Here is a 12,647-nt window from a genome sequence, read left to right as displayed (position 1 = left end):
CGGGCTTGCCGCCTTTTTGTCTGCGCGAAGGGGGAGCATCCGGAAGGGCAGTTTGCAGCGCGGGAACCGAGCCTAACCTGAATCGTTCGATGACACAGGCGATCCCGGAGCAAGGTGGGCCAACGCATGCTGTTCGACTTCGAGCCATCCGGCATCAACGACACCTATCTGCGGCTGACCCGTAATCACCTGTCCTGCATCCTGGCCCCGGCCGGGACCTGGAACGGGCTGGTGAGGGTCAACTATATCGTGGCCGGCTTCCCGGGCGGCGCCGACCCGCACATGGTCTTCCGCTGCCTGGACGTCGGGTGGGACGACGGCCGCTTCTGCTGGCGCGGCCGTGCCGCGCCGGTGATGACCAGCGCCGCCATGATCGACGTGATGCTGGAACGCGGGCTGGTCAACGAGGGCGAGGCCGAGCGGCTGCTGTTCGGCATCAACTCCCCCTCCTCCGGCGCTTCGTCGGATGAGACGCTGATCATGCGGGCGCTTCTGATGGGCTGCAGCTTCAGCCCGGTCTATGACAGGCAGCCGCTGTCGTCCGAGCCGCCGGCGCTCGCCGGCTTCGCCATGCGCACGCTCTCCGATGCCGGCGCCTTCATGCTGGAGGCCCGCGGCGGCGTGCCGGTGCTGGATTTCGAGGCGCGCGAGGCGCTGAAGCGGGCGGTCGGGGCGGTCTACTGAGCGCAGCCGGCCCCGGCGGGCCGCCTCACCCGCCGATCACGCTCTCGTCGAGGCGCCGAAGCAGGTCCTGCGGGTCGCGATAGATTTCCCGGCAACCGGCGTCACGCAGCGCACCCTCCGGAAAGCCGCCGCACAGCATGCCGATGGCGGCGATCCCGGCACGCGTCGCCGCCAGGGCGTCCCACGGCGTGTCGCCGACCACCACGGCCTCCGCCGGGCCGACGCCCAGCTTGTCCAGGGCCGCCTGGAAGATGTCCGGATGCGGCTTCGACTGCTCGGCGTCGGACGAGGCGGTCTCGACGTCCGGCAGCCCCTCGATCCCCAGGATCGCCTTGTAGCGCTTGATCTCGTCCGGCTTGCCCGACGAGGCCAGGGCGACCTTCCGCCCGGTCTCCTTCAGGCGCCGGAACAGGTCCGGCACCGCCGGGAAGGGCTTCACCTGGGCGATGTGGTCGCGCAGGAAGAGGGCGTGGCGATAGCGCTCGATCTCGGGCTGCAGCCGCTCGCGGTCGTCTTCCGGAACGAAGACCGGGACGAGCTGGTCGCCGCCCTTGCCGATCTGGGAGCGTACCTCGGCAAACTCCACCGCATATCCGAAATGGCGCAGGGTCTCCACCCATGCGTGCGTATGCAGATCGACCGAATCGACCAGCGTCCCGTCGACGTCGAATATGACAGCCTGCACCGTCCCTTTTGCCGTGGCGGTCATGCCTGCTCCCTCTCATCCCTGCGCTGGCATAGCGCAGGGATGGGAACATGACCGCCGTATCAGGGGTTCCTTACCGTTCGGCGGTGCAGCGATAGAAACTGTCACAGTGCCGCGGCAAGAGTGACGCCAACCGGACACGGACGCTGGCAAGGACGAGCCGACATGCGCCATCTGACCAAGGGCCTGAGGATCAAGAGCACTTCCGCGCTGTTCGGCCGCGCCCGCGCCGCCCTGCGCCTGCACAAGCGCCGGCCGCGCCGGCCCCGGCTGGAGCTTCTCGACCTGCAGCTTTTCCAGATCGACCTGCGCGACTGACCGGGACAGCCGGCACGCTGCCGCGGTCGGCCGATCCAAGGCCCCGGAAACGACGAAGCCCCGCACGAGGCGGGGCTTGATCGTGACGCGGAAGTGGCGTCCCCTAGGGGATTCGAACCCCTGTTACCGCCGTGAGAGGGCGATGTCCTAGGCCTCTAGACGAAGGGGACGTCGTCGGCGTGGGCGGCTTTGTAACGAAGCCTCGCCCGCCGATCAAGCCTTTTCTCACGCGCTCTTGGCGATTTTCACGAACGCGTCCACCGCCCAGGCCGGAGTGTCGAAAGAGGTGACGAGACGGATCAGTCCGCCGTCCCACCGGTAGAAGGAGAATCCCGCAGCCTCCAGCGCCACGATCACCGTCTCGGGAAGACGGATGAAGACCTCGTTCGCCTCGACCGGATAGGCGATCGTGGCGCCCGGCAGGGCGGAAAGGCCGGCAGCCAGCCGGTCGGCCATGGCGTTGGCATGGCCGGCCAGCCGCAGCCACAGCCCGTCCTCCAGCCAGGCGTCGAGCTGGGCCGACAGGAAGCGCCCCTTCGACACCAGATGGCCGCCGCGCTTGCGGCCGTAACCGAAATCCTCGGCCTGGGCCGGGTTGAAGAAGATCACCGCCTCGGCGGCCAGGCAGCCGCCCTTGGTGCCGCCCAGCGTCAGCACGTCCACGCCCGCCTTCCAGGTCAGGTCCGCCGGCGCGCAGCCGAGCCGCGCGACCGCGTTGGCGAAGCGGGCGCCGTCCATGTGCACGGCCATGCCGTGGTCGTGGGCGACGTCCACCAGGGCCGCCACCTCCTCCGGCCGGTAGACGGTCCCGGCCTCGGTCGCCTGGGTCAGGCTGAGGGCGGAGGGCTGCATGCGGTGCACGACGCCGAACTGGGCGGTCTTCAGGGCGTTCAGCACCGCGTCCGGCGTCAGCTTGCCGTTGGCGCCCGGCAGCGTGACCAGCTTGGCACCGCCGGTATAGAATTCCGGCGCGCCGCACTCGTCGACATGGATGTGGGCTTCCTCGTGGCAATAGACCGCGCCGAAGGGCGGGACCACCGCCGACAGGGCGAGCGCGTTGGCCGCCGTGCCGGTCGCCACCGGGAAGACGGCCACCTCCGTCTCGAACAAGGCGCAGAGGCGCTTATTGAGCCGCTCCGTCCAGGGATCATTGCCGTAGGGGCTGGCGAAGCCGGTGGAGGCGGCGGTCAGCGCCGTCATCACCTCGGGGGCTGCGCCGGCGACGTTGTCGCTGCGGAAATCGTGGCTCATCTCGACCTGCTCGGGGAACGGCCTCAGGGAACGGCCTTTCCGGCCGTGATGGTGGCGGTGACCGCGCCGGAGCGCGGATCGACAACATAGAGGCGATCCGGCCCCTGCGGCAGCGTCACTTTGAACAGGACACGGTTGCCCGTTACGACGATCTCGCCGATGCGCGAGCCGGCCGGCACGTCGAGCACCACGTCCTCGACCGCCTTGCCGGCGACCGGCCGGTCCGGCTCCGGCGTTCCGCGGGCCGGATCGTTCATGCGCTTGTAGAGTTCGACGCCGATCACGGCGAAGCCGGCGATGATCAGAACGCCCATGATGACGACGAGTGCCTTGAGGAACTGCACGGTTTGGGGTCCACTCTCGCGCGATTGGAACAGGAAGACGATCAGACGATGCCCGAGCCCGCGGATACCGGCAACAGCAACGGCCTCCACCTCTACACCGTACCGGACGATGCGGCCGGGGAAAGGCTGGACAAGGCGCTGGCGGCTGGGCTGGAGGGCCTGTCGCGCTCGCGCGTGCAGGCCCTGATGGAACAGGGCCACGTGCGCGAGGGCGGGCGGACGATAACGGACCCGTCCCTGCGGGTCAAACCCGGCCAGACCTTCGAGCTGGTCATCCCTGAGGCCGAGCCGGCCGAGCCGGTCGCCCAGGACATCCCCTGACGGTCGTCTACGAGGACGAGGACGTGCTGGTGATCGACAAGCCCGCCGGGCTGGTCGTCCATCCCGCCGCCGGCAACCCCGACAACACGCTGGTCAACGCCCTGCTCGCCCATTGCGGCGACAGCCTGTCGGGCATCGGCGGGGTCCGCCGCCCGGGCATCGTCCATCGACTCGACAAGGACACCAGCGGCCTGATGGTGGTCGCCAAGAACGACCGCGCCCACCATGCCCTGACCGAACAGTTCGCCGACCGCTCGCTCAGCCGCACCTATCTGGCGCTCGTCTGGGGCGTCCCGTCGCCCGGGCAGGGCCGGATCGAAGGCGCCATCGGCCGCAGCACGGCCGACCGCAAGAAGATGGCGGTGGTCGAGCATGGCGGGAAGCACGCCGCCACCCGCTACCGCGTCGTCAAGGCCTTCGGGCCGGCTGCGGCCCTGGTCGAATGCGTGCTGGAGACGGGGCGCACCCACCAGATCCGCGTCCACATGGCGCACATCGGGCATCCGCTGGTCGGCGATCCGCTCTATGGCCGGGGGCGCAGCGGGCGGCCCGGCGGGAAACATGCGTCGGCCCTGCCGGAACCCGTCCGCAATCGACTTGTTGGATTCCCGCGGCAGGCACTACACGCCACCGCATTGACCTTCAATCATCCCGGCCGGCAGGAAAAGCTGCGCTTTGACTCGCAATTGCCGGGCGATCTCCATGAACTGATTGTCACGTTGGATTCATTGTAATCGACTATACCTGTGCAGGTTCCTTGGCTATCGTTGACCAATGAGAGGCGGTGACGGCGGCTCCGGCCTGCCGTCCGGCCCAGACCAAGAGGGGTCCCGCGCCATCCCATCGGGAAGGCGGCAATGGCGACCCTCGCAGAGGGGTTGAACCATGGCGACGGCATCCAGCGTTCCGGTGATCAGCTCGGAGAGCAATCTCTCCCGCTACCTCCAGGAAATCCGCAAGTTCCCGATGCTGGACCCGGATCGGGAGTACATGCTTGCCAAGCGCTGGCAGGAGCATGCGGACTCCGATGCCGCCCATCAGCTCGTCACCAGCCACCTGCGTCTCGTGGCGAAGATCGCCATGGGCTACCGCGGCTACGGACTGCCCCTGTCGGAGCTGATCTCCGAAGGCAACGTCGGCATGATGCAGGCGGTCAAGCGCTTCGACCCCGACCGCGGCTTCCGGCTGGCGACCTATGCCATGTGGTGGATCCGCGCGGCGATCCAGGAATACATCCTGCACAGCTGGTCGCTGGTGAAGATGGGCACCACCGCCGCCCAGAAGAAGCTGTTCTTCAACCTGCGCCGGCTGAAGGGCCAGATGCAGGCCATCGAGGAAGGCGACATGTCGCCCGAGCAGGTGCGCTCCATCGCCCAGACGCTGGAGGTGCCGGAGCAGGACGTCGTCAACATGAACCGCCGGCTGGCGAGCCCCGACCACTCGCTGAACGCGCCGCTGCGCGCCGACAGCGAGGGCGAGTGGCAGGACTGGCTGGTGGACGAAAGCGCCAACCAGGAAATCTCGCTGGCCGAGCAGGAGGAGCTGAAGAAGCGCCGGAAGCTGCTGACCGGCGCCATGGCCCACCTGAACGAGCGCGAGCGCGACATCCTGATGGAGCGGCGGCTGCGCGAGACCCCCACCACGCTGGAGGATCTGTCGCAGAAGTACGGCATCAGCCGCGAGCGCGTCCGCCAGATCGAGGTCCGCGCCTTCGAGAAGCTGCAGAAGGCGATCAAGAACGCGGCGGTCGAGCAGAAGCTGGCGATGTGACCCAGCCCCGGTGACGCGGCGGCAAGCGGCGGCTCAGCCCGCCGCCTGCGCCTCTTCCATGCCCGGCTCCGGCCCGCCGCTGTCGTCGTAGAAGTCGCCTGCGACGTCCGGCCCCCATTCCTGCACCAGGGCGACCTTCTTCTGCTTCAGAACCTCCACGCGCTTTTCGGCGCGGGACACCTCGATGCCGGCGACCAGCGGCGGCACGGCGTAGTAGATGCCCCAGCCGACCGCGGCGGCGCCGTACATCACCAGCCAGGACACCGGATCGGCCAGCAGCTTCGCCGCGGCGCCGATGGTGTGGTTGTGCTTCCACAGTTGAATGGCGAAGGGCATGCAGCCGCAGAAGTTCAGCCCGCCGACGGTGATCGGCGCCGTCTTCTCCGGATCGCGGTCCACGACATAGGCGACGATGGTCGGGATCATCCCCACCGCGAACAGCATGGAGGTCGGCAGCACGATCAGCGCCGCCGGGATGATCAGCAGGATCAGCGTCAGCATCCCGCCTTTCTTCTTCCTGCGCCTTCCTGCCATGGATTGCTCCGATCCCTTCTAGAACGCGAAGAACAGGATGATGCCGGCGACCAGGATGGTGGACACCAGGCTTGACACGATCGCCGCCGCCTGCCGGCCGGAGCTTTCGACGATGCTGTTGCGGTCGGCGATGGTGTGGCGGACCTTCTCCATCTCCGCGTCGGCCTCGCGATAGGCGATCTGCGCCGCCTCGAACTCCAGCCGGTCGCGGCGCAGCGACTCGGGATCGTCCACCACCTTCAGCAGCTCGGTCAGGCGGCCGTTGTGCGCGGCCGAATCGGCGGCCTTGCGCACCACGTCCTGCTGCGGCCGGCTGTGGAACCGCCGGAAGGCGGGATCGAGCAGCGAGACCACCCAGGCGGCGAGATGCGACAGCCCGTCGATGCCGGTACGGGCCTGCACCTCCGCCAGGATCGTCAGCATGGCGATGACGCGGCGGATCGGCTCCACCCCGGCGGCGAGCTGGGTGTAGAGCAGGTCGTCGCTGCGCTTCATCCGGGCGGCCAGGAAGGCGGCGATATGGCGGTCCACCGGGTCCTTGTGCCGTTCGCCGCCCGCCGCCGCCCAGTCGAGCGCCCGCAGCAGCTCTCCCGGGTTGGTCGGCAGTTGCTTGAGAACCAGCGGGCTGATGCACGGCATCGCCGGATTCATCTCGTACAGCACCCGCTCGAGCCCCAGCCCGTAGGAGGTCCGCTCCATGAAGCTGCGGAGCTGGTCGTAGGTCTGGACCAGCGGCACGAACTCCGGCTTGAAGTCCGACTGGACGTTCACCCAGAACATGGGGAGCTGGTTGTTGATGATCTCGGCCACCGCCTGGGGCGACTCGCCGCGGATATAGGCGTCGGCCAGCGCGCCGCCGATGCCGTCCGGCATCATCGCCCGGCCGCGGTAGCGGATCGGCGCGGTCGGGTCGAGCGCCATGCAGACGCGGGCCACCAGCCGTTCCGCCATGCTGCCGACCTTGCCGCTGCTGGCGGTCTGCACGGCGTTGCCGACGGCATCCGCCCGCGCCTCGTCGCCCATCGAACGGCGCAGCCATTTGTCGAGCTCGCCGCTTTCGATCACCGAGGTGGCGGCGGAGACGTTGCGTGCGAAGGCGCGGCCCAGCGTGCGGCAGTGCCAGTACTCGGCCCCCTGGAATTCCAGCGGCCGGGCGGCGCGGCGGGAGATCTGCGGCTGCTTCGGGCTGAGCCGGCGGCCGGCGACCCAGAGGTCGAGGTCGTTCAGCGTCCAGCGCTGCTTGGGATCGTCGACCAGCAGGCCGCGGATCACCTCGCCGATTGCCAGCGGCAGGCGAAGCTGCCCGACCAGCGCGGGGAAGGAGCCGCGCTCGATCTTCGCCTGCAGGATGGCCTCGTCGTCCATGCCGGAGACCGGGTTGCGGCCGAGCAGGAGCAGCAGGAGCGTGACGCCCAGCGAGTAGAGGTCGTCGGCGATGGTGCCGGTGCCGCGCCCGGCCGGCTGGGCCATGCCGCGCTCGATGGTCTCCAGCAGCAGCGGCTGGCCGTAGCCGGGCTGCGTCGAGACGCATTCGCCCAGCATCAGCCCGCCCGAGGCGATGTCGCGGAAGAACAGGTTGGTCGGCCGGATCGCGCCATGCACCACGCCGCGACTCGAAATCTCCTTCAGCGCCGGCACCAGCGGATGGACGATCTGCCGGGTGAGCTGGTCCTCCGGCATCGGCTCCATGCTGTCGGTGATGGCGTTCATCAGCCGGCGGCCGCCCGGCCGCTCGAAGATCATGCAATACCGACGGCCTCCCCGTTCCTGCGGCCAGTCCACCAGCCCCCAGTCGAGCAGCCGCATGTGCGTGCCGTTGTCGAAGCTGGAGACGGTGGCCGCGATGTCGGTGCGCGGCAGGGTCGTCGGGTGGCAGATGATCGCGAAGGGTTCCTGCCGCTTGTCGCGCAGGGCCTTGGCCGTGAAGGCGTTTCCCCCGACGGCGTTCAGCGCCGGCAGCGGCAGGTCGGGAAGGATCTCGTACCGTTCGCCGAGCCGGACGGGGTCGGCGGTGGACAGCGTCCGATCGACGGCGGCAGCGGTGTCGGACGGCATGACCTGCGATTCCCCTGGGCCTGCGAGCGTGTGCACGCCTTAGGTGGCGCAAAAAGGGGAAATAAAGTCTTAATGGCAGGCCGGCCTGCCCTCTCCCTCCTTAAAGCGGAGTTAAAGGACCGGCCGGCTGCAATGCCTGGTGGGTAACCGCTCAGTCGGCGAACGGGTCGTGCATCAGGATGGTGTCGTCGCGCTCCGGGCTGGTCGACAGCAGGGCGACCGGGGCCTGGATCAGCTCCTCGACGTGGCGGACATACTTCACCGCCTGGGCCGGCAGCTCCGCCCAGGAGCGGGCGCCCTGGGTGCTGTCCTTCCAGCCTTCGAACACCTCGTAGATCGGCTCGACGCGGGCCTGGGCGCCGGAATTGGCCGGGAAATAGTCGATCTCCTTGCCGTCCAGGCGGTAGCCGACGCAGACCTTGATCTCGTCGAAGCCGTCCAGCACGTCCAGCTTGGTCATCGCGATGCCGTCGATGCCGCCGGTCTTGACGGCCTGGCGCACCATCACCGCGTCGAACCAGCCGCAGCGGCGCTTGCGCCCGGTGACGACGCCGAACTCCTTGCCCTTCTGGCCGATCAGCTCGCCGATGTCGTCCTTCAGCTCGGTCGGGAAGGGGCCTGAGCCGACGCGGGTGGTGTAGGCCTTGCAGATGCCCAGCACGTAGCCGACGGCGCGCGGACCCATGCCGCTGCCGGCCGCCGCGTTGCCCGCCACCGTGTTGGAGGAGGTGACGAAGGGATAGGTGCCGTGGTCGATGTCCAGCATCGTGCCCTGGGCGCCTTCGAACAGGATGCGCTTGCCGGCGCGGCGCAGCTCGTCGAGCTGCTTCCAGACGACGGCGGCATAGGGCAGCACCTGCGGCGCGATCTCGCGCAGGGGATCCAGGATGTCGGCCGGCGCCATCTCCGGCGCGCCCAGCGCGCGGAACAGCGCGTTGTGGTGGGCCAGCAGGGCGTCGACCTTCTCGACCAGCACCGCCTCGTCGGTCAGATCGCACAGGCGGATGGCGCGGCGGGCGACCTTGTCCTCGTAGGCCGGGCCGATGCCGCGGCCGGTGGTGCCGATCTTGCCGGCGCCGCGGGCCTCCTCGCGGGCGCGGTCGATGGCGCCGTGCACGGGCAGGATCAGCGGAACGTTCTCGGCGACCAGCAGGTTGGCCGGCGACACGTCGACGCCCTGTTCCTTGATGGCGTTCACCTCGCGGATGAAGGCCCAGGGGTCGAACACGACGCCGTTGCCCAGCACCGACAGCTTGCCCGGGCGGACGACGCCCGACGGCAGCAGGCTGAGCTTGTAGGTGACGCCGTTGATCACCAGCGTGTGGCCGGCATTGTGGCCACCCTGGAAGCGCACCACCACGTCGGCCCGGCTGGACAGCCAGTCGACGATCTTGCCCTTGCCCTCGTCACCCCACTGGGCGCCGACCACCGCCACGTTGGCCATCTGTGTCTCCGCAACAAGAATGAAAACGCAACTGTCCCCTCACCCCCGATGGGGAGGGGTCCGAAACCCTCAGTCCACCGGCTGGACGGAGCCGTCCGCCAGACGGTGGCCGCACTGGAGGCGCCTCGCCTCCGCCACCGGATCGGCTGCCGGCGAAAGCCCGGCCACCGTCACCCAGCCCTCGGCGCGCAGCTTGCCCGCGACGGCCCAGTCGGTACCATGCGGCACGAATACGCGCCTCGCCGCCTGCGTCGCCGGAACGACGCGCAGCAGCGTATCCATATACAGCGTGAACCCGGTGGAAGGTTCCCCGTCCTCTTCGGCATCCGGCCGGGCGCCGGCGCGATAGCGGCCGCCCTGCCCCAACTCGCCCGACGCATCGCGCGAGAACAGGGTGAAGCTGAGGCCGGTCTGGTACTCGAAGCCGCGATGCTCCACCAGGTCGATCGTCACCGTCAGGTCCGGCTTGGCGGCGCGCAGCAGGCGCAGCGTCTCGGTCAGCCGGCGGCGGTCGGTCTCCGCCGCTTCCGGCAGGGCCAGCGCGCCCAGCGCCTGCATGGCGCGGCCGGCCGGCCCGGAGGCGGCCATCAGCGTCTGCAGCAGGGGGGCTGCCGGACCACCCACCGCGGCCACGCCGGCGGCGTCCTTGCGGTCGAGGGCGGCACGCAGGTGGCGTGTCTCCTCCTCGCCGAGGCCCAGGCCGCGGCAGATGCGCGACACCATGGTGGGAACGCACAGGTCGACCGACAGGTGCGGGACACCGACCGCCTCCAGCGCCTGGACGGCGAGCAGGATCACCTCGGCGTCCGCCTCGGGCTGCAGCGGGCCGATCAGCTCGACGCCGACCTGGGTGAACTGCCGCTCCTGGCGAAGCTGCGACCCCTTCACCCGCAGCACCTGCCCGGCGTAGCACAGCCGCACCGGCCGCGGCTCGTTCTTCAGGCGGGTGGTGGCGATGCGGGCGATCTGCGGCGTGATGTCGGCGCGCACGGCCATCATCCGCTGCGACAGCGGGTCCATCAGCCGGAAGGTCTGCTGCGCCATCGCCGCACCGGAGCCGGACAGCAGACTGTCCTCGAACTCGACCAGCGGCGGCTTGACGCGCTGATAGCCGAGGCCGGCGAACTCCGCCAGCAGGCGCTCCACCGTGTCCGCTTCGTGCGACGCCTCGTTCGGCAGCACATCGTGCAATCCGGCGGGCAGCAGGGCGGTGCTCATCGGGTCGGCGGGCATGGCCAGCGTCGTCTCTTGAAAGGAACCGTGGTCGCCATTCGGCATGCGTCGTCACGAAACGACGGCACACGGGCCGGGTCAATACCCGACACCCGGCCGCCATGCAAACGGAAAAGCCCCGCGGCCCGTGACCGCCTCCCCTGCGCCCCGCACATCCGCGACCCGGCCGGCCGGCAGGACACCATTGTATTCAGGCGACAATTGGATTGATTTGCTCCGAATATCATCCAATCCTGCCACCGGATGCGCCGAACGGTTGGGGGCGGGCGCCGCATGTCTCCGGCGGGAAGCAGTTACGAAGTCCAGCTCTACCTGCAGGACCATTGGGTCCTCGACGCCCGCTTCACGAGCGAGGCGGAGGCCCGCAGCCATGCCCGGCGCCTGCTGTCCGGCGGCCGGGTGGAGGGGGTGCGCATCGTCCGCGACTGGCTGCGCGCCGACGGCCGCCATGTCGAGACGGAACTGCACCAGGAGTTCCGCGCGCTCCACACCGCCGTCACCGTCGCCCCGCTGGACGAGGCGCCGCCCCCCTGCCGGGCGGTGGCCGACCTCTTCTCGGTCGACGCGCGCATCGCGATGAACCGGCTGCTGCGCAACTACGTGGAGCGGCATGTCGTCACACCCACCGAGCTGCTGCACAACTTCCCCGAACTGCGCCGGCTGACCGACAGCGACACGCTGCTGCAGAACGCGGTCGGACGGGTGGCGGTGCTGCAGGCCGAACACTACGCGCTCGACAGCCGCGGCCGGCGGGACGAGTTGCACGGCCTGATCGACGGCGTGCGGGAACGGACGCGCAGGGCCTGTGCCCGGAAGGACCTGCCGGAGGTCGCGGACAGCGGCTTCGCCCCGGCCTTCTCCCGGCTGGCGGAGACGGAGGCGCCGGAGGAGCGCGACTTCCTCGCCCGCGTGGTGCTCTCGCGCGAGCTGGTCCAGCTCCGCAACTGGCTCGCCAAGCTGGAGTATCTGGCGGAGCTGGTCCGGCAGGACGGCGGGCTGGCGGAGGAGCCGCTGGCCGTGCTGGACGGCGCCATCGCCGACGTGCTGGGCGCCCCTTCGGTCGTGCAGGCGCTGCTGGGCGCCCAGGGCAGCCTGGGCGAAGCGTTGTGCAGCCTGGCCGACCTCGCCCGCGGACGCCTCGACGCCAAGGGCCGGCCGGACGATGATGCCGCACTCCATCTCAACGAACTGCTGGCCTTCCACGATCTGGTGGAGACGCGGACCGTCCTGCTGGACATCCTGCGACGGCAGTTGCGGGGGACCCAGCCGCTCCATCGCCACGACCGCAACGCCGACTGGGCGGCGCATTGCGACATCCTGAGGCGGCTGACCGGCCCGGACGGGCTGCTCGGCGGCCCTCCGATGGCGGAGGCGCTGGTCCTGCGCCACATGCGCTTCCTGGAGAATGGCGGAGCGCTCGGCCGCCGCAAGGCGATGGAGGAACTGTCGGACCTCCACAAGGACCGCGGCGACCGGGTGCGTTTCCTGCTGGCTCTGGCGGACTCCGGCCTCGGACGGCAGCACGCCGCCGACGTCGGACGGCTGCTGGAACGGACGACGGCCGACCCGCAGGAGTTCGAGCGGTTCCTGCGGATCGAGGAAACGCCGCGGATCAACCTGGAGAAGATGACGCGCCTCTACCGGCAGGTCGCGGACTCGACCCTCGCCGAGCCCCTGCGCGGCCGCATCTCGGAGAACATCGACCGGCTGCTGGTCCGCTACATCACCGACTGCCGGGTGATCGAACGGCTGGACCGGATCGACGATCCGCTGCGGCACCGGGCCAACCGGCTGATCCAGCTTTGCGCGCCGGGCATCCTGCAGAGCCCCGGCGCGCTGGCGCTGGTGCGCGACCGGGTGATCGCGCATCTCCGCCAGCCGCAGTTCGAGCAGAAATACGTCAGCGACCTCCCGGACCGCGCCCTGCAGCAGGGGGCGCTCCGGGAGTTCTACCGGCTGCTCGGGCAGGCCGGCCTGCGCTAGAGGA

Annotated in this window: 11 protein-coding genes, 1 tRNA gene and 1 pseudogene; 5 read left to right on the top strand and 8 right to left on the bottom strand. The window is 69.5% G+C overall.

The features are described 5' to 3' along the window. Nucleotides 1-126 precede the first annotated feature (126 nt). Nucleotides 127-684, top strand: a complete 558-nt coding sequence (locus DEW08_RS23920) for a hypothetical protein (RefSeq protein WP_109331960.1) — start codon at nucleotides 127-129, stop codon at nucleotides 682-684. A gap of 25 nt (nucleotides 685-709) precedes the next feature. On the opposite strand, the gene DEW08_RS23915 is transcribed toward DEW08_RS23920, so the two are convergent. Then, nucleotides 710-1,393: an HAD family hydrolase gene (locus DEW08_RS23915; protein ID WP_109331959.1), complete on the bottom strand. Its 684-nt coding sequence runs from the start codon at nucleotides 1,391-1,393 to the stop codon at nucleotides 710-712. 162 nt (nucleotides 1,394-1,555) lie between these two features. On the opposite strand from DEW08_RS23915, the gene DEW08_RS31345 reads away from it, so the two are divergent. Continuing rightward, the gene (locus DEW08_RS31345) at nucleotides 1,556-1,708 is read left to right on the top strand and encodes a hypothetical protein (RefSeq protein WP_168220493.1); all 153 of its coding nucleotides are present in this window, start codon (nucleotides 1,556-1,558) and stop codon (nucleotides 1,706-1,708) included. Between the two features lie 94 nt (nucleotides 1,709-1,802). Here the strand turns inward: DEW08_RS31345 and DEW08_RS23910 are convergent. The 3 genes from DEW08_RS23910 to DEW08_RS23900 form a co-directional block, all read right to left on the bottom strand. Further along, nucleotides 1,803-1,878: transfer RNA gene (locus tag DEW08_RS23910), tRNA-Glu, on the bottom strand. A gap of 55 nt (nucleotides 1,879-1,933) precedes the next feature. Beyond that, the gene (locus DEW08_RS23905) at nucleotides 1,934-2,959 is read right to left on the bottom strand and encodes a threonine aldolase family protein (protein ID WP_109331954.1); all 1,026 of its coding nucleotides are present in this window, start codon (nucleotides 2,957-2,959) and stop codon (nucleotides 1,934-1,936) included. A 23-nt stretch (nucleotides 2,960-2,982) separates the two neighbouring features. Further along, nucleotides 2,983-3,303, bottom strand: coding sequence for a hypothetical protein (locus DEW08_RS23900; protein ID WP_109331949.1), 321 nt, complete (start codon nucleotides 3,301-3,303; stop codon nucleotides 2,983-2,985). Nucleotides 3,304-3,351: 48 nt separating this feature from the next. Between DEW08_RS23900 and DEW08_RS23895 the strand changes: the two are divergent. Both DEW08_RS23895 and rpoH read left to right on the top strand, forming a co-directional pair. Then, nucleotides 3,352-4,358: pseudogene (locus DEW08_RS23895) on the top strand (RluA family pseudouridine synthase). A 151-nt stretch (nucleotides 4,359-4,509) separates the two neighbouring features. Continuing rightward, the gene (gene rpoH, locus DEW08_RS23890) at nucleotides 4,510-5,394 is read left to right on the top strand and encodes an RNA polymerase sigma factor RpoH (protein ID WP_109331948.1); all 885 of its coding nucleotides are present in this window, start codon (nucleotides 4,510-4,512) and stop codon (nucleotides 5,392-5,394) included. 33 nt (nucleotides 5,395-5,427) lie between these two features. Here the strand turns inward: rpoH and DEW08_RS23885 are convergent, their stop codons facing one another. The 4 genes from DEW08_RS23885 to DEW08_RS23870 all read right to left on the bottom strand — a co-directional run bounded on the left by DEW08_RS23885 (nucleotide 5,428) and on the right by DEW08_RS23870 (nucleotide 10,660). Continuing rightward, nucleotides 5,428-5,895 carry a hypothetical protein gene (locus DEW08_RS23885; protein WP_245986950.1) on the bottom strand — a complete coding sequence of 156 codons (468 nt, stop codon included), beginning with the start codon at nucleotides 5,893-5,895 and terminating at the stop codon, nucleotides 5,428-5,430. A gap of 51 nt (nucleotides 5,896-5,946) precedes the next feature. Next, a complete protein-coding gene (locus tag DEW08_RS23880) occupies nucleotides 5,947-7,983 on the bottom strand; it encodes a serine/threonine-protein kinase (RefSeq protein ID WP_109331946.1) in 2,037 nt (678 codons plus the stop codon). 151 nt (nucleotides 7,984-8,134) lie between these two features. Next, nucleotides 8,135-9,427, bottom strand: coding sequence for an adenylosuccinate synthase (locus DEW08_RS23875; RefSeq protein ID WP_109331945.1), 1,293 nt, complete (start codon nucleotides 9,425-9,427; stop codon nucleotides 8,135-8,137). 69 nt (nucleotides 9,428-9,496) lie between these two features. Next, the gene (locus tag DEW08_RS23870) at nucleotides 9,497-10,660 is read right to left on the bottom strand and encodes an ATP phosphoribosyltransferase regulatory subunit (RefSeq protein WP_109331942.1); all 1,164 of its coding nucleotides are present in this window, start codon (nucleotides 10,658-10,660) and stop codon (nucleotides 9,497-9,499) included. Between the two features lie 273 nt (nucleotides 10,661-10,933). Between DEW08_RS23870 and DEW08_RS23860 the strand changes: the two genes are divergently transcribed. After that, nucleotides 10,934-12,643 carry a hypothetical protein gene (locus tag DEW08_RS23860; protein WP_109331938.1) on the top strand — a complete coding sequence of 570 codons (1,710 nt, stop codon included), beginning with the start codon at nucleotides 10,934-10,936 and terminating at the stop codon, nucleotides 12,641-12,643. Nucleotides 12,644-12,647: the final 4 nt, after the last annotated feature.

It is taken from the genome of Azospirillum thermophilum (genome assembly GCF_003130795.1).
In the GTDB taxonomy this organism is placed as follows: Bacteria; Pseudomonadota; Alphaproteobacteria; order Azospirillales; family Azospirillaceae; genus Azospirillum; species Azospirillum thermophilum.
The sequence above is the reverse complement of the archived record's forward strand: the minus strand, read 5'-3'. Positions and strand labels throughout refer to the sequence as shown.

Excerpts from the sequence above, each read along its gene's own strand:
- DEW08_RS23920 (WP_109331960.1), top strand. The coding sequence starts at position 127 with ATGCTGTTCGACTTCGAGCCATCCGGCATCAACGACACCTATCTGCGG.
- DEW08_RS23915 (WP_109331959.1), bottom strand. The coding sequence starts at position 1,393 with ATGACCGCCACGGCAAAAGGGACGGTGCAGGCTGTCATATTCGACGTC.
- DEW08_RS31345 (WP_168220493.1), top strand. The coding sequence starts at position 1,556 with ATGCGCCATCTGACCAAGGGCCTGAGGATCAAGAGCACTTCCGCGCTG.
- DEW08_RS23905 (WP_109331954.1), bottom strand. The coding sequence starts at position 2,959 with ATGAGCCACGATTTCCGCAGCGACAACGTCGCCGGCGCAGCCCCCGAG.
- rpoH (WP_109331948.1), top strand. The coding sequence starts at position 4,510 with ATGGCGACGGCATCCAGCGTTCCGGTGATCAGCTCGGAGAGCAATCTC.
- DEW08_RS23885 (WP_245986950.1), bottom strand. The coding sequence starts at position 5,895 with ATGCTGACGCTGATCCTGCTGATCATCCCGGCGGCGCTGATCGTGCTG.
- DEW08_RS23880 (WP_109331946.1), bottom strand. The coding sequence starts at position 7,983 with ATGCCGTCCGACACCGCTGCCGCCGTCGATCGGACGCTGTCCACCGCC.
- DEW08_RS23875 (WP_109331945.1), bottom strand. The coding sequence starts at position 9,427 with ATGGCCAACGTGGCGGTGGTCGGCGCCCAGTGGGGTGACGAGGGCAAG.
- DEW08_RS23870 (WP_109331942.1), bottom strand. The coding sequence starts at position 10,660 with ATGCCCGCCGACCCGATGAGCACCGCCCTGCTGCCCGCCGGATTGCAC.
- DEW08_RS23860 (WP_109331938.1), top strand. The coding sequence starts at position 10,934 with ATGTCTCCGGCGGGAAGCAGTTACGAAGTCCAGCTCTACCTGCAGGAC.